The sequence below is a fragment of the Segatella bryantii genome (assembly GCF_022024215.1).
Lineage (GTDB): Bacteria > Bacteroidota > Bacteroidia > Bacteroidales > Bacteroidaceae > Prevotella > Prevotella bryantii.
The window spans coordinates 392,501-412,409 of sequence record NZ_CP091798.1; the positions used below are offsets into that span (position 1 = coordinate 392,501).

Genomic DNA, 19,909 nt, shown 5'->3' on the forward strand with positions numbered 1-19,909 from the left:
TGTTTCTTCTTATTCAGGAGGTTTTTAATCCTTTAAATAGTATAGAGAAGGCTATAAGATCCTGGAATGGTGGCGTCCATTATAGTGTGAAACGAACTCAGCTGTATTTGAATAAAGTTCTTGAAAAAATGAAATAAGAAAAAATCCGTTTAATCTAAATGATTAAACGGATTTTTTCTTATTTCATTTTTTTCATAGTCTTCTATATAGATTCTTGTGTTAATGTTCATTTAATTCTTTAGTTAAGAAGACATTTAACCTTTTATGTTTTCGGATTAACATTTCATGTTTGCAATAAGCATGTAATGGAATAAGAGCGTGTATTGTTATTATTTCTCTGTTATGTTTTGCGTTCTTTTGCTAAGAGGTATGGTTATCAAGAGAGAACAAAGAAAGATTTTGATTCTTATTAATTTTGGCTTAAAATAAAAAAAGTTGATAACTAATCGTTACCAACTTAATTGAGTTGCGGAGGCAAGACTCGAACATGCGACCTCCAGGTTATGAGCCTGGCGAGCTACCAACTGCTCCACTCCGCGATATTTAATTTATTATGCTTGTCATTTCTGATTTGCGGTTGCAAAGGTAGTATATTTTTCTGTAACTAGCAAATAAAACTGTGATATTGTTTAATAATTAACACTAGTTAACTAAATAATAGCCATATTGGTTTACAAATTGCTGTTTTTATCTATTTTTTTCCAGTTTCTCACGTTTATCATGTACAATGTTTCTACGAGTGTTTTAAAAATCTATTTAAATACTTCATTAAAAAAATGAGATATTTGTCTTATTTATTTGTTTAATTCAAATAATTCGAGTACTTTTGCACACAATAATTTCTATGTGCAATTAAATGACGGAGGAATCTTAGAATGTCAATATCAAAAACCAGACAGAAACTGGTAGATGTTGCCAGACAACTTTTCGCGAAAAATGGGTTGAACAATACAACCATGAATGATATAGCTGTCGCTTCAGGCAAAGGTCGCCGAACACTTTATACGTATTTCAAAAGTAAGGAAGATGTATATTATGCTGTGATTGAGTCAGAGCTAGAGCGCTTGTCTGATAAGCTAGATGAGGTTGCTGCTAAAAAGATACGTCCACAGGATAAGATTATTGAACTCATCTATACTCATTTAAGTATGATTAAGGAGACTGTTGTTCGTAATGGAAACTTAAGGGCTGAATTTTTCAGAAATATATGGATGGTAGAAAAAGTGAGGAAAAATTTCGATGAGGATGAAATTGAACTTTTTCGTAAGGTCTATTCTGATGGGAAAAATGATGGTGAGTTTGATATAGAAAATGTTGATCTTGTAGCAGATATTACTCATTATTGCATTAAAGGACTTGAAGTTCCCTTCATTTATGGACGTTTGGGTCATGGACTAACGGAGGAAAGCAGTAAGCCGCTGGTGGCTAAAGTGGTTTATGGAGCTTTAGGGAAGGTAAGTACTAAATAATTACTTTTTTATAAAACAAATTATTTATAAACATAAAAAATAACAAAATGGGATTATTAACAGGTAAGACAGCTCTTATTACAGGTGCTGCACGTGGTATCGGCAAGGCTATTGCTTTGAAGTTTGCTCAGGAAGGTGCTAACATTGCTTTCACTGATCTCGTTATCGATGAAGAGCATGGTGGCTTGGAAACAGAGCGTGAGATTGCTGCTTTGGGCGTAAAGGCTAAAGGTTATGCTAGTAACGCTGCAGACTTTGCTCAGACAGAAGAAACTGTTAAGGCTGTAAAAGAAGAATTTGGTTCAATTGATATCTTGGTTAACAATGCTGGTATCACTAAAGATGGTTTGATGCTTCGTATGTCAGAGGCTCAGTGGGATGCCGTTATAGCAGTAAACTTGAAGAGTGCATTTAATTTCATTCATGCATGTATACCATTCATGATGCGTCAGCGTGGTGGTAGCATTATTAATATGGCATCAGTTGTTGGTGTTCATGGTAATGCTGGTCAGGCTAATTATGCTGCTTCTAAGGCAGGTTTGATTGCCTTAGCTAAGAGTATTGGCCAGGAGATGGGGCCTAAGGGTATTCGTGCTAATGCTATTGCTCCAGGTTTCATTGATACTGCAATGACTCAGGCTTTACCTGATGATATTCGTAAAGAATGGATTAGTAAAATTCCTCTTCGTCGTGGTGGTAATGTTGAGGACATTGCTAATACTGCAGTTTACTTGGCTTCTGATCTTTCTAGCTATGTATCTGGTCAGGTTATCCAGGTTGATGGTGGTATGAATATGTAATACATGCAAGTCGTTTACGAAGATAATCATATCATTATTGTCTCTAAAAAGAGTGGTGAAATCGTACAAGGTGATAAAACTGGCGATGAACCACTATCTGAGATAGTAAAAAAGTATATCAAGGAGAAGTACCACAAGCCAGGGAATGTTTTTCTTGGCGTGGTACATCGCCTTGATCGTCCTGTTTCTGGCCTTGTTGTTTTTGCTAAAACTTCCAAGGCTTTATCTCGACTGAATCAGATGTTTCGTGATAGTAACGTTCACAAAACGTATTGGGCTATCACGAAAAATGTGCCTAAAAATCCTGAAGGGACACTAATCAATTGGATTACACGTAATGAAAAGCAAAATAAAAGTTATGTGTATGATAAGGAAGTGCCTCATTCTAAAAAGGCAGTTCTCAGTTATAAGCTAATAGGTCATACTGATAATTACAGTTTATTGGAAATTCATCTTATGACTGGTCGTCATCATCAGATTAGATGTCAATTGGCTCATATGGGATGTCCTATTAAGGGAGATCTAAAATATGGTGCTCCTCGTAGTAATCCCGATGGTAGTATTTCGTTGCTTTCTCGTTTTGTAGAATTCGTACATCCAGTTTCTAAAGAAACGATAAAGGCAACAGCTCCTCTCCCTGATGATAACTTATGGCAATCAATTGCTCCGAAACATTAGAATAAGACATTTTTCTTATTCTAATATTTCGTTTTTATCAATTTTTTTACTTACTTTGCATTATTACAGGATTAAATTCCTATTTAAGTGCATGGTATGAAGAAAATTTGGAAATGGATATTGGTAATAGTACTGACACCTTTTATCCTATTTACTATAATTACACTTTTATTCTATTTTCCTCCATTTCAGAATTGGGTGGCAAATAAGGTAGCCTCAGTAGCTTCTGAAAAAACAGGGATGGAAATTTCTGTTGGTCATGTTAGTTTAGAGTTCCCGCTTGATTTAGCTGTAGAGAACTTTAAAATGATTGAGCAGAATGATTCCCTGCCTCAAGTTAAGGATACGGTTACTGATGCTTCTAAGTTAGTAGCTCGGATACAATTGCTTCCTCTTCTGAAAAGTCAGGTGGAGGTTGATGAATTACGTTTGCAGCAAGTTAAGCTTAATACAACACACTTTATTCCCGATGTTAGAATAAAAGGTGTTGTGGGAGAATTATCTCTTGTAAGTCATAATATTGATTTGACGAAAGAAACGCTTCGTTTAAATGATGCTCAGCTCTTAAACTCTCAGTTGAATGTTGTTCTGAGTGATACGGTTCCGCCCGATACAACACCGAGTAAGAATTTTTGGAAGCTTTTTATAGATCAGGTACATGTGCAGAAGTCAGGTGTAACTGTTCATATGCCTGGGGATACCATTCAGGTAAAGGCTTATTTAGTTGATGCACTTGCCCAAAAAGGATTTTTGGATTTAAAGAAAAGTATTTATCAGGTAGGCCAATTGGACGTGCAAGACGGACATGTTCAATACGATAATCGTTTTAAAGTGCATACCCAAGGACTTGATGTGAATCATATTGATTTGAATAATCTTCAGTTAGGGGTTGACTCTTTTTATTATCAAGCACCTCTTTTACGTTTGAAAATGCGTAAGGCGAGTTTTCGGGAAAAAAGTGGTATAATCTTGAGTAAGTTTACAGGTCCATTGATGCTTGATTCGACAAAAATTCTTTTACCAGAATTAGAACTTCGTACCCCTGAATCTTCGCTTCAAGCGAATGTTGCCCTGGATCTTAATACTTTTGACGATAAGAATCCTGGAAAATTACACGCTATCGTTCATGGTACTTTTGGTAAGCAAGATTTGATGCGTTTTATGGGTTCAATGCCAGTAGCTTTCCGTAAGGGATATCCTAATGAACTGTTGACAATCAACGGAACTGTTGATGGCAATATGAAGAAGGTTAATTTGTATGGATTGAATATTAAATTACCTTCTGCATTTAATATCCAAACAACAGGATGGCTAAAAAGGTTGGATAATATTGATCGTTTGCAGGCTCATTTGCAATTGGATGCGAAAACCTATCGGATGGGATTTGTGACGAATATGTTGGACAAGTCGCTTACGAGCATACTGAATATTCCATATGGAATCCATATTAACGGACTATTTGATATGGCTAGTAAACAGATATCTACTCGTTTTATAGCTAAACAAGGTGGAGGTAGTGTCAATGCAGATGCGGCAATTAGTTTAAAAACGATGACTTATCGGGCTAATTTACGTGCGAGTCGTTTTCCTGTGCAACATTTTATCCCTAATCAGGGTTTACATCCATTTACAGGATACATAACAGCTAGAGGCTCAGGTACGGAATTCTTGTCGCCACGTACCCGGCTTTATGCTAAAGCGACAGTTCAGAAATTTCAGTATGGTGGATATAATCTAGATCATATAAATGCTGTTGCTCATCTTGGAAACGGAAAAATTCATGCAGATATCAATAGTAAAAATAATCTCCTGGATGGAATAATATCTCTAGATGCTCTTCTTAATTTGAAGCATATCAAGGGAACTTTTACTGCAGATATTCGTAAAGCAGATTTATATCATTTGCATTTGGTCAAGAGTCCTTTGGTTACATCTCTTTGTGGGCATGTTGATTTGAGTACGAATTTGAAGGATTATTATCAGGTGCAAGGGTTAGTAAGTGATATCACCTTTAGAGAAGGTAAAAAGAGCTTACGCCCTGATGATATTGTTATGGATGTCTTGACACGTCGTGATACTACACATGCGGTAATAGATTGTGGTGATTTTCATCTCAATATGAATGCTCAGGGTGGTTATCAGAGATTAATGAACTTGGGGAATCGCTTAATGGTTGAAGCGCAGAGACAACTGAAAAACAGAACAATTGACCAACTGCGCCTTCGACGTCAATTGCCTTATGCACATATCTATCTGAAGAGTGGTAAGGAAAATTTCTTTATAAAGGCACTTTCTCGCTATGGTTATAAGTTTAAAATGGCTGATATTCAGCTTGAATCATCACCTATATTAGGCCTGAATGGTAATTTGGCTATTGATTCTTTAATCGCAGATAGTGTACAGTTGGATACATTGCGATTAGCTTTACGTTCTGACAGTAGTACGATATATTATGAAGGAATGGTAAGAAATGGTCCGACGAACCCTCAGTATGTATTTAAAGCCCTTTTTGATGGTAGAATAAATACGACAGGTACTAGTCTAGTTGCCAAAATTTTTGATCGGGATAACAGACTTGGGTTTGATTTAGGACTTAATGCTTCTATGGAGCATAAGGGCATTAAAGTGAGTATTTTTGGTGATGACCCGGTTCTCGGATATAAGAAATTCGGATATAATAGTGATAACTACGTATTCTTGGGCGATGATAGGCGCTTGTCTGCTAACATGGTACTGAAGTCAGACGACGGAATGGGTATCCAACTGTATACAGATGATGAAAATTCGGAAGCGTTGCAAGACTTGACAGTGGGAATAACCAAACTTGATTTACATAATTTGTTAGCCGTTATTCCATATATGCCTGATATATCAGGTATAGCTAATGGTGATTTTCATATTATTCAGACCAAGGACAAATTATCCGTTTCGTCATCCGTAACCGTAGACCAGATGAGTTATGAGCATTGCAGCATGGGTAATGTAGGTACAGAATTTGTATATATGCCAAAAGCAGATGGAACTCATGTCGTAGATGGTATATTGTTGAGCGAAGGAAACGAAGTTGGCATCTTAAAAGGTTCTTATCAATCTAAGGGGGAGGGCTATCTTGATGCTGAATTGACAATGGATAGATTACCTGTCTCAATGATTAATGGTTTTATACCAGAGCGTATTGTGGGTTTACGAGGTTATGGTGATGGCTCTTTAAGTATAAAAGGTTCATTAAGTAGACCTGATGTAAATGGAGAAATATATTTAGATTCTTGCTATCTTTATAGCGATCCATATGGTGTAGAAATGCGTTTTGCCAATGACCCTGTTCGTATAGTAGGCAGTAATTTGCTTTTTGAAAATTTTGAGATGTTTGCCAATAATAATAATTCGTTGAACATTTCTGGAAATTTAGATTTCTCAAATCTGGACAGAATGATGATGGATGTCAGAATGAGAGCAGAAAATCTTCAATTGATTAATGCAAAAGAAAACGTACGTTCAATGGCTTATGGAAAAGCATTTGTGAATTTTTATGGTATGATGAATGGTCCTGTATCTAATTTGAAGATGCGAGGAAAACTTGATGTGTTGGGGAATACTGATATGACATATGTCTTGAAAGAATCTGAACTTGCTACTGATAATCAGATGGATGATTTGATTAAGTTCACTAATTTTAAAGACTCTATACCAGAAACTGTAGAAAAACCTAAGCTTGAAGGATTAGATATGTCAATGAGTATATCTGTAGATGAGTCAGCCCATATACATTGTACTCTTAATGAGGATAAGACGAACTATATAGATTTGCAAGGCGGAGGTGATCTTAGAATGAGCTACAATCCAATAGATGAATTGACCCTGACTGGTCGATATACTTTGAATAGTGGTGAGATGAAATATTCTTTGCCTGTAATTCCATTGAAAACATTTCATATTCAAGAAGGTAGCTTTATCGAGTTTACTGGAGATGTGATGAATCCAACTTTGAATATTACTGCTACAGAAAATGTGAAATCTAATGTGGCGTCTAGTTCAGGTGATGAGCATACTGTAGATTTTATCTGTGGTGTTAAATTAACAAAGACTTTGGCAAAACCAGGTGTACAGTTTATCATTGAAGCTCCAAATGATATGACCGTACAGGATGAGCTGAACACCCTGACAGAAGAAGGACGAAGTAAAGTAGCAATTACGATGTTGGCATCAGGTATGTATTTATCAGATGGTAATACCACTTCATTCTCGATGAATAGTGCGTTGACGTCTTTCTTGAATTCGCAGATTAATAATATTACCGGTACAGCACTTCGAAGTATGGGTCTTGATTTAGGTATGTCAGTTGATAATACAACTAATTCCGCAGGATTAGTCCATACTGATTACAGTTTTAAATTCTCTAAGAGATTCTTAAATAACAGATTAAGTGTTATTGTGGGTGGAAAAGTCTCGACAGGAGCAAATATGGATCAGTCAGGAAGTCAGAATAACTTTTTCGATGATGTAGAGCTACAATATCGTTTGGGTACTGCGTCTAGTAAGTATGTTACGTTATTCTACAAGAATAATGTATATGATTGGTTGGAGGGGCAGATAGGAGAATACGGTGTAGGTTTTCTATGGCGAAGAAAGCTAAACAGCTTTAAAGACCTATTGCGTTTTAAATCAGAACCAAATACGAATATGATGATGCCTAATCGTAAAGATACGGTAAAAATAAAGTTAGACAATCATGAAGCAAAATAGTATATTTCAGATAGTATCATTAATGATTGTATGTGGAGTATTGCTACTCATACAGTCATGCTCTTCTACCAGTGCCATTCCTGAAGGAGAACAATTGTTTACGGGGTTGAAAAAAATAAAATATGTAAACTATGAACCAGGAGTTCATGCTGATGAGACGATGCTGGAAATGGAATCAGTTTTGGCATCAGCACCTACTGGTGCCTTCATGGGGAGTAGTTATTATCGCACACCTTTCCCGATAAGACTTTGGGTGTGGAATGCTTTTGCAAATTCCAAGGGAGGTATAGGAAAGTGGTTAGCTAAGTCTTTTGGTTCTAAGCCAAAATTGTTGAGCCAAGTAAATCCATTGTTACGTGCTCAGGTAGCCCAACAGCAATTGCAGAAATTCGGTTATTTTAATGGAAAAGTATCTTTTGAAAATGTCACCGAGCACAATCCGAAACAAGCAAAGATAGCCTATACTGTAGATATGGGACATTTGTGGACTTTAGATACGGTGTCTTATAAGAATTTTCCTCTTCAGACGGATAGCCTGATTCATAGTTCTATGCAGGAGACACTTTTGCATAAAGGTGATGCTTTCGAAGTAGCCACTTTAGAGGCAGAAAGACTTCGCATTGCCAATTTATTCAGAAATCATGGATATTATTATTATGAAGAAAGTGATGCAAAATATTTGGCAGATACAGTGAATACTCCGGGAAAGGTGCAACTTAGATTTCAGATGGTTGATAGCATTAGTGAGCGAGCTTCTCATCCATGGTATATTGGTAAGATTGCAATCAACTTTAAAAAGCAGTTTATGGAATCATTAGATAGTTCGCGAAGTTTTAGAAATTTAATTATTAATTATAATGGAAAGCGTCCTCCTTTGCGTGCAGGTGTCATTTTAAGTGGAGTCAATTTACGTTCACGTAAATTATATAGTTATGAAGATGAAGATGCTTTAAAGCAGCGTTTGCAGTCTTTGGGCTTATTTAGTTATACTAATTTACAGTTTACTCCACGAGATTCTAGTTTGAACTGTGATACACTGGATGTGAATCTAGATTTAATATTTGATAAACCTTATAGTTTTTATATAGAAGGTAATGCCAAAGGGAAGACTACAGGTAGAGTCGGACCTCAATTGGTTATGGGTTTAACGAAGCAGAATGCGTTCCGAGGAGGAGAAGTTCTTGATATAAGCGTTAATGGTTCGTATGAATGGCAAACAGCGCATCAAAATGAACATTCTTCGTCTAAGATGAATTCTTACGAATATGGAGCAGCTGTTTCGCTTACGATGCCGAGATTATTAACACCTTGGAGTTTATTTGTAGGTAGCAGAAAAGGAGTTAGACGTCGAAGGCACCATTATTATGGTGTGCCATCAACAACGCTTAAGGTGGCAACGAATATACTTAATCGTGCAGATTATTTTAAGCGTCATGTTGTATCGGGTGAATTAACTTATGAGTGGGCAAATTCAGAAACATCTCGCCATTCTTTTACTCCGCTAAGTATTTCTTACCAGTATATGAATGATAAGACTCAGGCTTTTGATAGTCTATTATCTTTGAATCCTTATTTGCAAATCTCAATGCGTGATCAGTTTGTTCCCAAAATGAGTTACACGTATAGCTATCGAAGTCCAAGCAAATACCAGAATCCTATAACTTGGTCTACTACGGTCAGTGAGGCAAGTAATATCCTTTCTGGTTTTTATGTGTTGTTTGGTGAAAAATGGAATACAACAAATAAGACCATGTTTAAAAATCCTTATGCGCAGTTTTTAAAACTTGAAACGGATTTTGTGAAGCAGTGGAAGGTAGGAGAGTCATCAACACTGGTCGGACACTTTAATGTCGGTGCAATTTGGAGTTATGGAAATGCCACACAGGCTCCTTATTATGAACAGTTTTATGTAGGTGGAGCTAATAGTATACGTGCATTTAATGTCAGAAGTATCGGACCAGGAAAGTATGTACCTGCAGATGGACGATTTTCTTATATAGATCAAACTGGTGATATAAAATTGTTGGCTAATTTGGAATATCGACCTCAATTATTTGGCAGTTTATATGGTGCAATATTCTTGGATGCAGGTAATGTGTGGGCATTACATTCTGATGATGCTAGACCAGGAAGTACTTTTGCATTAAAAGACTTTGCCCGACAGATAGCTGTTGGCACAGGTATAGGATTACGATACGATATCGGTATGTTTGTATTGAGACTTGATTGGGGTATTGGTCTTCATGTTCCTTATCAAACAGAAAAGTCAGGATTTTACAATGTCAGTAGCTTTAAAAATGCGCAAAGTATTCATTTAGCAATCGGATATCCTTTCTAAAAATTATCATAGGATAGTTGTGCTCTTCGGATAAAATGATTACTTTTGCATGACAAAGAATTATTTCAACTATAAAGTATAAAAATATGAAACCTACTTTGGTATTACTCGCTGCCGGTATGGGCAGTCGTTATGGAGGCCTCAAGCAGTTAGATGGTCTTGGACCTAATGGTGAAACTATCATGGATTACTCTATTTACGATGCTATTCAAGCTGGTTTTGGAAAGATCGTATTTATTATTCGTAAAGATTTCGAAGAGCAATTCCGCACACAAGTTCTTTCAAAATATGAAGGTCATATTCCTGCAGAAGTATGTTTTCAAGCTTTGGATGCACTACCTGACGGTTACTCTGTACCAGAAGGTCGTACCAAGCCATGGGGTACTAACCATGCAGTCTTAATGGCTAAAAATGTAGTAAAGGAACCTTTCTGCGTTATCAATTGTGATGATTTCTATAATCGTGATTGTTTCAAGGTAATTGGTAAGTTTTTGGCAGATCTTCCTGAAGGTGCTAAGAATACTTATGCAATGGTAGGGTTCCGTGTAGGTAACACTTTGTCAGAAAATGGTACAGTATCACGTGGTGTATGTTCTAAGGATGAAGCGGAACATTTGACAACAGTAGTTGAGCGTACAGAAATAGAGCGTAAGGAAGATGGTAAGGTAGCATATAAAGATGAGAATGGTGAGTGGGTATCTATAGCAGATAATACTCCTGTTTCTATGAATGTATGGGGCTTTACTCCAGATTATTTTGAATATAGTGATGCCTTCTTCAAGGAATTCTTGGATGCTCCTGAGACCAAAACCAATATCAAGGCAGAGTACCTTATCCCATGGGTTGTTAATAAGTTGATCAACGATGGTACTGCGACCGTAAAGGTTCTTGATACTACAAGTAAATGGTTTGGTGTGACCTACTCAGAAGATCGTCCAAGTGTTGTAGCTAAAATTCAGCAGTTGGTTGACGAGGGAGTTTATCCTAATAAGCTCTTTTAATTGTTGATGGATATTAATATTCTTACAGATACAGAAGCTGCTATGCTCCAAGAGTTGATAGCAGCTTCAAATCATATTGTTATTTGTGGACATAAATCTCCAGATGGTGATGCAATGGGTGCATGTCTGGGGTGGAGAGAATATCTTTGTTCCTTAGGCAAGGATGCTGTAGTAGTACTTCCAGATGCTTATCCCGACTTTTTACATTGGTTACCTAATTCTGAGAAGATAGTAAGGTTTGATAAAAATCAGGAAAGGGCAACAAAACTCTTCCAAGAAGCAGATTTAGTTTGTTGTCTTGATTTTAATGCACCTAATAGAGTCGAGGATATGGAGAAAGCCTTGGTTTCTTCTCCTGCTAAAGTTTTGGTTGTAGATCATCATCTGCAACCTTCGTTTGACGATGCTTCTTTAGTAGTGTCTCGTCCGGAAGCAAGTAGTACTTGTGAGCTGATTTTTAGGCTCGTGTGGCAGCTTGGTGGTTTTGAATCGATGTCGCGTAAGTGGGCAAGTTGCATATATTGTGGAATGATGACAGACACAGGCGGCTTTACCTATAATAGTACAGACCCTATTATATATTTTATTATAGGCGAATTGCTGACCAAGCATATCGATAAAGACAAAATTTATAGAAATGTCTTTAATAATTACAGCTCATGGGCTATGCGCTTTCGCGGCTATATTATGAGCCAAAAATTAAATGTATTGGATGATCTTCATGCTACTTTTTATGCAGTGTCGCGTAGAGAAATGGAAGAATTCCATTTTATTAAGGGCGACTTAGAAGGATTAGTAAATGAACCTTTAAGAATAAAAGGTGTAAAAATGTCTATATCTCTTCGTGAAGATGTCGAGCGAGATAATCTCGTTTGGGTAAGTTTGCGTTCTGTAGATGATTTTCCATGTAATAAGGTTGCGCAAGAATATTTTGAAGGTGGTGGTCATTTAAATGCAAGTGGTGGCAGGGTTAATGGTACAATTGCTGATGCTATAGAGATAGCCAAAAAAGCTATTTATGCTTATGCAGAACTTTTGAAAAAGTAGTATTCTCTGTTTCTTGATATAAATTATTCTTGCTGATGGCTTATCATGATCCGCAAGACTGGATAAAAGCAGTCTTGCGGATTATTTTTTATAGGAATTTTATTATCCACTGGATAAACACCACAGTGAGTCTCAGCATGAATATAATCAGTATCCCGAGTATTATCATAGTTATGAATAGCAGAATTACTTTCTTTCTAATTCTCCTTATGATGATTGGGTCATCATTGATATATCCCAAAATGAGTTGGATATTTCGTTTAAAAGACAGATTAAATATGTCAATGAAATCGCCAATCCACATCGGAATCAATCCCAAGAATATATCTAAAAGAATATTATTGATGATAGCAAGAGTAAGTGGTATGGATTTGAGCGTGAAGAGGCTATAGTATATGAAGGGAATAGCTAAAATAGCACTGATGAGATCGCCTATTCCTGGTATAAGGCCGATAATAGGATCAAGATGATAAGTATCCATATAAATTGCTATTCTTTCCAGCATTTTATAGGATGTTGATTGTAGTATTTGCTGTCTTTTATAATCGTCCATACTTTTCATAGATGTTTTGAATAACAAAAATATGATTTTATTTTGATGGAAATGTTCTTTTTAACATAATTCTACCTAATATCAACAAAACCATTAACTCTAAAAACCGTTAAATCGTTGTTATGCTTGCGAATAAATAGTAAAAACTTGGTATTGTTTTTCGTATGTCAATAAAAATACGTACTTTTGCTTCGTTAAAATATAAATTGGAAAAATGAAGAAACTGACCCTTATCCTCGCGTGCCTTATCGGGGTATTTGTTCTGAACTCCTGTTCAGATACTGAGACATATGCAGAACAGAAAGAAAAAGAGCGTGATTGCATTAATAATTATATAGCTGATCAAGGTATTAAAGTAATCTCAGAGTCTCAGTTCCTAGAACAAGATACAACTACGAATTTGGATAATAATGAATATGTGTTGTTTGAAACAACAGGTGTCTATATGCAGATTATACGTCGTGGATGTGGAAAAATGATACAAAGTGGGGAAACCACGAATGTGTTATGTCGTTTTTCCGAGTGGAATTTGATGGAAGACACATTACAAGCAACTAACAATGTGATGTATTATTCACCTACTCCCGATATCATGTCGGTAACTAATACCTCTGGTACATTCTCTGCTTCTTTTGATGCAAATAGCAGTGTAATGTATTCTTATTATGGAAGTACTTCTGTGCCTTCTGGATGGCTTGTTCCTTTGAAATATATTAAAGTAGGTAGAGTAGAAAAAGAAGGTGATGAAATTGCAAAAGTTCGTCTAATTGTTCCACATAGTCAAGGACAGCAATATGCTTCGGCAAATGTTTATCCTTGTTTATATGAAATAACTTACGAACGGCAAAATTAACAAAATAGTTATGACACTTATAAAATCAATTTCTGGTATCCGTGGTACTATTGGTGGTCCAGTGGGCGATACTTTGAATCCGCTCGATATCGTAAAGTTCACATCAGCCTATGCTACTTTTATTCGTAAGAGTGGTAAGTCAAACAGTAATAAAATTGTTGTAGGTCGTGATGCTCGTATATCGGGTGAAATGGTAAAGAATGTTGTTTGTGGTACCTTAATGGGTATGGGCTACGATGTCATTAATATCGGTTTGGCTTCTACACCAACTACAGAACTCGCGGTTCGTATGTCAGGTGCTGCCGGTGGTATTATTATTACAGCTAGTCATAATCCTCGTCATTGGAATGCACTCAAACTCTTGAATGCAGAGGGTGAGTTCTTGACTAAAGATGAAGGTAATGAAGTTCTTGCTATTGCAGAAAAAGAAGCTTTTGATTATGCAGATGTTGATCATATGGGCAAATATCAGGAGGATAATACTTTTGATAAGCGACATATAGATTCTGTATTATCGTTACAGTTGGTTGATCTTGAAGCTATTCGTAATGCCCACTTTAAGGTTATCGTAGATTCTATTAATTCAGTAGGTGGTATTATATTGCCAAAGTTATTAGAGTCTTTAGGTGTTGAGGCTAAGTTCTTAAATGGTGAAGCTAATGGCGATTTTGCACATAATCCAGAACCTTTGGAGAAAAATCTTACTGGTATTATGGGTGAAATGAAGAATGGAGGCTATGACTTAGGTATAGTCGTTGATCCAGATGTAGACCGCTTGGCTTTCATTTGTGAGAATGGTGAAATGTTTGGTGAGGAGTATACATTGGTTTCTGTTGCAGATTATGTGTTGGCTCATACACCAGGAAATACGGTATCTAATTTGAGTTCTACACGTGCATTGCGTGATGTTACCGAGAAGCATGGTGGTAAGTATACTGCTGCTGCTGTAGGTGAAGTTAATGTAACGACTAAGATGAAAGATGTACATGCTGTTATTGGCGGTGAAGGCAATGGTGGTGTTATCTATCCAGAGAGTCATTATGGTCGCGATGCATTGGTGGGTATTGCTCTGTTCTTAAGTAGTCTCGCTAAGAAAGGCTGCAAAGTTAGTGAATTGCGTGCTTCTTTTCCAGAATATTGTATTGCTAAGAATCGTATAGATTTGACACCTGAAACTGATGTAGATGCTATTCTTGTTAAAGTAAAAGAACTATATGGAGCTGAAACGGATGTAACAGTTACTGATATTGATGGTGTAAAGCTTGATTTCCCTGATAAATGGGTTCATTTACGTAAGAGTAATACAGAACCGATTATTCGCGTCTATAGTGAGGCTCAAACTATGGCAGAGGCAGATGCTTTAGGTAAGAAACTAATGGATGTTGTATATAGTATGCAATAAAAATATTGAACTATATAAAAGGCTTGAATCTAAAAAATGATTCAAGCCTTTTTTTATAGTTCTTCATTATCCAATGCGTTTATATTGCGCATTAAACCACTATATTTAGCGCGTTTGACGGCACTTCCTTGAAATAGCTGTTGATATTGCTTTTCAGTTAAGTGTTGCCATTTCTCTTTGGTCATGTGCAGGAGTTCGTCTTTGGGCTGTAATTCAGGAGTCGTATTAGGTGTGGCATATCTATTCCAAGGGCAAGCTTGCTGGCATCTATCACATCCATAAATTACATTTCCCATTTTCTTGGCAAATTCTTTATTTAGTTCTCCTCTGTTTTCTATGGTTTGATAGGATAAGCATTTGTTAGCATCTAGTTCTTGATTTTCTAGGAGAGCACCAGTTGGACAGGCATCTATACATTGATGACATTTGCCACATTTGTTTGATAATGGTTGATCGTATTCTAATTCAATGTCAAGGAACAGTTCTCCTAAGAAAAACATGCTGCCAGCGCGAGGTATAATAAGCTGATGATTTTTTCCAGTCCATCCTAATCCTGCTTGTGTTGCCCAATATCTTTCAAGAACGGGAGCAGAATCACAGAATGCCCTATAATAATTTATGCTACCATCGGTTTTTCTATCTTCTTCATGGTATGGTAGAGGTGTAAATCCTATTTTCTCTGCCAATTGTTGTAATTTACTTTTGACAATGTCATGATAGTCTTTTCCTAAAGCATAAGCAGCAAATTGGTATTCTTCTTGTGGAAGAGTTATGTTCGGGGTATAGTTTAATGCTACACTAACAATACTTTTAACCCCGTTCATCAGTAATCTAGGGTCAAGACGTTTGTCGGTGTAATTGTTCATATAAGCCATACCTGCATGATCACCATTGGCTAACCACTTTTTGATATGTTGAGCAGTCTCATGATCAACGGCTTTTGCTTGGGCTATTCCACAGGAAAAAAAGCCGAGACTTTTTGCCTCAGCTTTTATTTTTTGACTTAAAACTTTCTTGTCAACAGTATTATTCAAAAGTTTTGAATTCATAACCTTGGTCTTTTAACCATTGCAACGCTTTTGGCAGAGCATAATGAAGTTTCTCTATACTCTTCAGAGAATCATGAAAAGTTATTATGCTTCCATTGCGTGTATATTTCTTGACGTTTTCAAAGATATCTTCAGCAGTCATCCATTTAGAATAGTCTCGTGTAACAACGTCCCACATAATGATACGATACCTTCGTGACATCCACCAATATACACTATGCTTCATCCACCCATGAGGAGGGCGAAATAGATGAGCGTGAATAAGTTGATTGGCTTTCTCTGTGTTATAGGCATATGTAATAGCCCAATGCTTTAGAGAACCAATATGGTTGTATGTGTGATTACCAACTTGATGACCTTCTTGTACGATTTGTGTATATAGGTCATGATGTCTCATGACATTTTCTCCAACCATAAAGAAGGTTGCTTTGGCATTAAACTTTTTAAGTGTTTCAAGAATAAATGGAGTCGACTCGGGGATTGGACCATCATCGAACGTCAAATACACTGAACGTTCGTTCTTGTCCATTCTCCAAGTCGCTCTGGGATATAACCAGCGCAACCATTTAGCAGGCTGCTCTATTAACATCTTATTTCTTTATTCTTGACCTTGAGGCATTTGACCACCACGGCTACGATATTGATTGTAGAAGCTGTTAATCTGGTTGTTAAGTTTATTGCTAAGCACTTTATCAACCATTGTTGCAACTTCAGCAGTTTGCTGCATAATCATGAGCTGTGTCATACATTCTCTTTGTGAAAGCATGAAGTCATTGTTGTCCTGGCTTAAATACCATCTCATGTATTGGCTAGCATTCTTGAATACTTGTTCAACAAGAACTTTTGCTTTTGCTTTCTGACCTAAGAAAGCATAGCTCTTGGCAATGTCGAGACTACCACTCATATAATTATTCGGTACATTGTATGATGGTATTTCTACGCTTGCCTTTTCCAATACTTTGAGTGCTTTCTGATTTTTGTTCTCAGCAATTAATTGAAGAGCTAATTGAGCCATTAAGCGGCGGTGTGTGTAACACATACGCATGGTAGTCTCGTCAATATAAAGGCCTTTCTGTTTTAAGTTGCCAAATTTAAAGCGTTTCATAATATTATGATAGGTACGCTCTGTATCAAAATTCTTGGCCCCTTCTACATTCGTTGTGAAAGGAGTAATACGATTAGCAAGACCTTCTTGAACAAAATTATTGCCGAGATTCATATAATTGTTTTCACCAACAGTAATAGCTACATAGACAGGACGTGTCCAGTTGCACTGTGCTATCATTTCAAGCATCATTAAATCACCCTTGTAAAGAGCATTCTTACCTGCTAAAGAAATTACCATACGGTCTGGAATAGAATCTGATGCCATCAGCATTCCACTCTTTTTGACAGCTTCTTTGTCTATAGTAACATATACCGTATCTGTAGGGATGAAATGCATATTAGCATCTTTTGAGCGAACCCAATATTTCAGAATATTCTTCAATTCAAAAGGTTCGTCACCAAACTGTGCCTTAGCTGCTTCAGGATTTTCTTTATAGAAATCCAAAACTTGTTGTTTAGCTTCAGCATTGATTTCTACATACTCATTTGTACCTGAGCAGAAATCAAGTCGAGGCCAGGTAATTGGTACAGATGGCGATTTGTATGCAGGACGTTTCATCTGGTCAATATACCAGTCTGTTTGTAAATAGCTCAAGTTACATACACGTGCATCTGTTCCTACTCCTTCTACCTCTTGATTATACCAAAGAGGGAAGGTATCATTATCACCATTAGTAAACAATATAGGGTGAGATTTTTCTTGTAGTGACATGAGATAATTCTGACCGAAGTCACGACATGTATATCGGTTACTTCTATCATGATCATCCCATGTTTGTGAAGCCATTTGTATAGGAACTAGTAACGAAGCAACAGAAACTAATGCTGCTAATGCTACATTGTCTTTGTTGAATTTCTGCTTGATCAGATCCAAAATACCAGCTACACCAAGACCACACCAGATGGCAAATGCGTAGAATGAACCTGCATAAGCATAGTCTCGTTCACGAGGCTGCTGAGGAGTTTGATTCAAGTAGAGTACGATGGCTAAACCTGTCATGAAGAACAGGAAAAATACTACCCAGAATTGACGAATACCCTTTTGTCCACGGTATGCTTGCCAGAAAAGTCCAATAAGACCAAGTAGCAATGGTAAACAATAGAATACGTTATGTCCTTTGTTTGCTTTTAATTCATCAGGCAACATGCTTTGATCTCCATACATAGCATTGTCAATAAATGAAATACCAGTAATCCAGTTGCCGTGTTCCTTTTCACCGTTGCCTTGAATATCATTCTGACGTCCGGCAAAGTTCCACATGAAGTATCTCCAATACATAAAGTTGCATTGGTATGAAAGGAAGAATCTTAAGTTGTCCCACATTGATGGAACTTTAACTGTGATATTTTCACCACATCTGTCATATGGAACTTCTTTACCTTCTACACCACCGAGCCAGCTTTCGTAAGCACTTGCATGATCTTGGTCATACATACGAGGGAAAATCATGTTTTGTGCGTATTGCAGCTTGTTTTTGTGACTTACTACAAAGTATGAATCTTTTTCGTCTTTAGAGGCTTTTTCCTTCCTCTGATATACAGGTGCACCTTCCTTATAAACAGGCTTACACATATTGCCATCTTGCTCAAGTTTTACCTGAGAAGTATATGCTTGACCGTAAAGAAGTGGACGATCACCATACTGGTCACGGCTGAGATAACTTCCAAGAGTAAAGATATCCTCAGGAGAGTTTTGATCCATTGGAGGGTTGGCTGCACTTCGAATAACGATAAGTGCATAGCTTGAATAGCCTATCATTAACATCAGCATGCAGAGAAGTGATGTATTCTTAATGCGTGCAGAAACGAGCTGAATCTTTTTCCCGTCAACTGTAATCTTCTTGTTGACGATGAAATAAAGAGCAGCGAGTATGATGATACCAATAAGTACGGCAGACCAGCCATATCCATAAAAAGGAATACCAAGCATGGCAATGGATAGGAGGAATGCAATATTGCTACGTTTTACACTCTTATCTACATAGCTTTCGTAGATACCCCAGATAACTATGGTAACCAAGAGAATAATATAAATGATTTCGCCAGTATTGAATGGGCAACCAAGTACGTTTACAAAGAACAGTTCAAACCAGCCGCCTACAGTAATGATACCAGGAACAACTCCATAGAGTACTGCTGCTACAATTACAAATGATATTGCTAGAGCAATCAGACTTCCTTTTAAGTTCGCATTTGGAGTTTTACGATAGTAATATACCAATACAATAGCAGGAATACACAACAAGTTAAGCAAGTGAACACCGATAGATAAGCCAGTCATATAGGTAATTAATACTAACCAGCGGTCACTATGAGGTTCATCAGCATGATCTTCCCATTTTAAAATCAGCCAGAATACAATAGCTGTGAAAGCAGAAGAATAAGCGTAAACTTCGCCTTCAACTGCGCTAAACCAGAATGTATCGCTAAAAGTGTAGATTAATGCACCAACAAGGCCAGAACCCTCTATTGCGATTAATTTACTCATGGTTAGCTCTTCCCATTTGTCTATAAGAAGCTTGCGAGCAAGGTGTGATATAGTCCAAAAAAGGAACATAATACAAGTAGCACTTAATAGTGCACTCATGGTATTAACCATACGAGCTACCTGAGAAGGATCGCTAACGAATTGTGAGAAAAGGTTTGCTGTAAGCATGAAGAACGGAGCCCCTGGTGGGTGGCCAATTTCTAGCTTATAGCCTGTAACAATAAACTCAGGACAGTCCCAAAAGCTGGCTGTCGGTTCAATTGTGGAACAATATACGAAAGCCGCAATAAAGAAAACGACCCATCCGAGGATATTGTCCACTAATCTGTACTGTTTCATTTATTTATAAACTATTTGTGTTATTTCGGTTTATTTTTTGCA

At 37.0% G+C, this 19,909-nt stretch carries 14 protein-coding genes and 1 tRNA gene (1 of these 15 only partly in view); 10 read left to right on the top strand and 5 right to left on the bottom strand.

Annotated features, from left to right (window positions below; genetic code table 11):
* Window positions 1–137, top strand: the 3' portion of a protein-coding gene (locus L6471_RS05660) for a lytic transglycosylase domain-containing protein (protein WP_094448210.1). Its footprint begins 346 nt before the window's first position; only the last 137 of its 483 coding nucleotides appear in the window; its start codon lies off the left edge, out of view; it ends in the stop codon at window positions 135–137.
* A 329-nt stretch (window positions 138–466) separates the two neighbouring features.
* On the opposite strand, the gene L6471_RS05665 is transcribed toward L6471_RS05660, so the two are convergent.
* A tRNA-Met gene (locus L6471_RS05665) sits at window positions 467–539 on the bottom strand.
* Between the two features lie 336 nt (window positions 540–875).
* Between L6471_RS05665 and L6471_RS05670 the strand changes: the two genes are divergently transcribed.
* The 7 genes from L6471_RS05670 (at window position 876) to L6471_RS05700 (ending at window position 12,076) form a co-directional block, all read left to right on the top strand.
* Window positions 876–1,469 carry a TetR/AcrR family transcriptional regulator gene (locus tag L6471_RS05670; RefSeq protein ID WP_006281228.1) on the top strand — a complete coding sequence of 198 codons (594 nt, stop codon included), beginning with the start codon at window positions 876–878 and terminating at the stop codon, window positions 1,467–1,469.
* A gap of 47 nt (window positions 1,470–1,516) precedes the next feature.
* Window positions 1,517–2,269 carry a 3-oxoacyl-[acyl-carrier-protein] reductase gene (fabG, locus tag L6471_RS05675; RefSeq protein WP_006281229.1) on the top strand — a complete coding sequence of 251 codons (753 nt, stop codon included), beginning with the start codon at window positions 1,517–1,519 and terminating at the stop codon, window positions 2,267–2,269.
* A 3-nt stretch (window positions 2,270–2,272) separates the two neighbouring features.
* Complete coding sequence (locus L6471_RS05680) at window positions 2,273–2,947, top strand: RluA family pseudouridine synthase (RefSeq protein ID WP_006281230.1); 675 nt, start codon at window positions 2,273–2,275, stop codon at window positions 2,945–2,947.
* A 96-nt stretch (window positions 2,948–3,043) separates the two neighbouring features.
* Complete coding sequence (locus L6471_RS05685; protein WP_237797544.1) at window positions 3,044–7,690, top strand: translocation/assembly module TamB domain-containing protein; 4,647 nt, start codon at window positions 3,044–3,046, stop codon at window positions 7,688–7,690.
* Window positions 7,677–10,028 (top strand): translocation and assembly module lipoprotein TamL, encoded by a 2,352-nt coding sequence (gene tamL / locus L6471_RS05690; RefSeq protein ID WP_237797545.1) that lies wholly within the window; start codon window positions 7,677–7,679, stop codon window positions 10,026–10,028. Before L6471_RS05685 ends, tamL begins: the two co-directional genes overlap by 14 nt.
* An 86-nt stretch (window positions 10,029–10,114) precedes the next feature.
* Entirely contained in the window at window positions 10,115–11,029 is a 915-nt protein-coding gene (locus L6471_RS05695) for a glycosyltransferase family protein (protein WP_006281234.1), read from the top strand.
* Window positions 11,030–11,035: 6 nt separating this feature from the next.
* Window positions 11,036–12,076: a DHH family phosphoesterase gene (locus tag L6471_RS05700; RefSeq protein ID WP_027454199.1), complete on the top strand. Its 1,041-nt coding sequence runs from the start codon at window positions 11,036–11,038 to the stop codon at window positions 12,074–12,076.
* Between the two features lie 88 nt (window positions 12,077–12,164).
* Here the strand turns inward: L6471_RS05700 and L6471_RS05705 are convergent, their stop codons facing one another.
* Entirely contained in the window at window positions 12,165–12,581 is a 417-nt protein-coding gene (locus tag L6471_RS05705; protein ID WP_179226447.1) for a DUF4112 domain-containing protein, read from the bottom strand.
* A gap of 262 nt (window positions 12,582–12,843) precedes the next feature.
* On the opposite strand from L6471_RS05705, the gene L6471_RS05710 reads away from it, so the two are divergent.
* Entirely contained in the window at window positions 12,844–13,482 is a 639-nt protein-coding gene (locus L6471_RS05710) for a DUF4827 domain-containing protein (protein WP_006281237.1), read from the top strand.
* 10 nt (window positions 13,483–13,492) lie between these two features.
* On the top strand, window positions 13,493–14,884 hold the full coding sequence (glmM, locus tag L6471_RS05715) for a phosphoglucosamine mutase (RefSeq protein WP_094448209.1): 1,392 nt from the start codon (window positions 13,493–13,495) through the stop codon (window positions 14,882–14,884).
* Between the two features lie 53 nt (window positions 14,885–14,937).
* On the opposite strand, the gene queG is transcribed toward glmM, so the two are convergent.
* The 3 genes from queG to L6471_RS05730 are packed head-to-tail and all read right to left on the bottom strand — an operon-like array spanning window position 14,938 to window position 19,867.
* On the bottom strand, window positions 14,938–15,933 hold the full coding sequence (gene queG / locus L6471_RS05720) for a tRNA epoxyqueuosine(34) reductase QueG (protein WP_006281239.1): 996 nt from the start codon (window positions 15,931–15,933) through the stop codon (window positions 14,938–14,940).
* Window positions 15,911–16,522, bottom strand: coding sequence for a polysaccharide deacetylase family protein (locus L6471_RS05725; protein ID WP_027454195.1), 612 nt, complete (start codon window positions 16,520–16,522; stop codon window positions 15,911–15,913). Before L6471_RS05725 ends, queG begins: the two co-directional genes overlap by 23 nt.
* Window positions 16,523–16,531: 9 nt before the next feature.
* The gene (locus L6471_RS05730; protein ID WP_094448208.1) at window positions 16,532–19,867 is read right to left on the bottom strand and encodes a protein O-mannosyl-transferase family; all 3,336 of its coding nucleotides are present in this window, start codon (window positions 19,865–19,867) and stop codon (window positions 16,532–16,534) included.
* Window positions 19,868–19,909: the final 42 nt, after the last annotated feature.

Bases quoted from the DNA above. Each gene is read 5' to 3' on its own strand.
- L6471_RS05680 (WP_006281230.1), top strand. From the start codon at position 2,273: ATGCAAGTCGTTTACGAAGATAATCATATCATTATTGTCTCTAAAAAG.
- fabG (WP_006281229.1), top strand. From the start codon at position 1,517: ATGGGATTATTAACAGGTAAGACAGCTCTTATTACAGGTGCTGCACGT.
- L6471_RS05705 (WP_179226447.1), bottom strand. From the start codon at position 12,581: ATGCTGGAAAGAATAGCAATTTATATGGATACTTATCATCTTGATCCT.
- L6471_RS05725 (WP_027454195.1), bottom strand. From the start codon at position 16,522: ATGTTAATAGAGCAGCCTGCTAAATGGTTGCGCTGGTTATATCCCAGA.
- L6471_RS05700 (WP_027454199.1), top strand. From the start codon at position 11,036: ATGGATATTAATATTCTTACAGATACAGAAGCTGCTATGCTCCAAGAG.
- L6471_RS05710 (WP_006281237.1), top strand. From the start codon at position 12,844: ATGAAGAAACTGACCCTTATCCTCGCGTGCCTTATCGGGGTATTTGTT.
- L6471_RS05730 (WP_094448208.1), bottom strand. From the start codon at position 19,867: ATGAAACAGTACAGATTAGTGGACAATATCCTCGGATGGGTCGTTTTC.
- glmM (WP_094448209.1), top strand. From the start codon at position 13,493: ATGACACTTATAAAATCAATTTCTGGTATCCGTGGTACTATTGGTGGT.
- tamL (WP_237797545.1), top strand. From the start codon at position 7,677: ATGAAGCAAAATAGTATATTTCAGATAGTATCATTAATGATTGTATGT.
- L6471_RS05685 (WP_237797544.1), top strand. From the start codon at position 3,044: ATGAAGAAAATTTGGAAATGGATATTGGTAATAGTACTGACACCTTTT.
- L6471_RS05670 (WP_006281228.1), top strand. From the start codon at position 876: ATGTCAATATCAAAAACCAGACAGAAACTGGTAGATGTTGCCAGACAA.
- queG (WP_006281239.1), bottom strand. From the start codon at position 15,933: ATGAATTCAAAACTTTTGAATAATACTGTTGACAAGAAAGTTTTAAGT.
- L6471_RS05695 (WP_006281234.1), top strand. From the start codon at position 10,115: ATGAAACCTACTTTGGTATTACTCGCTGCCGGTATGGGCAGTCGTTAT.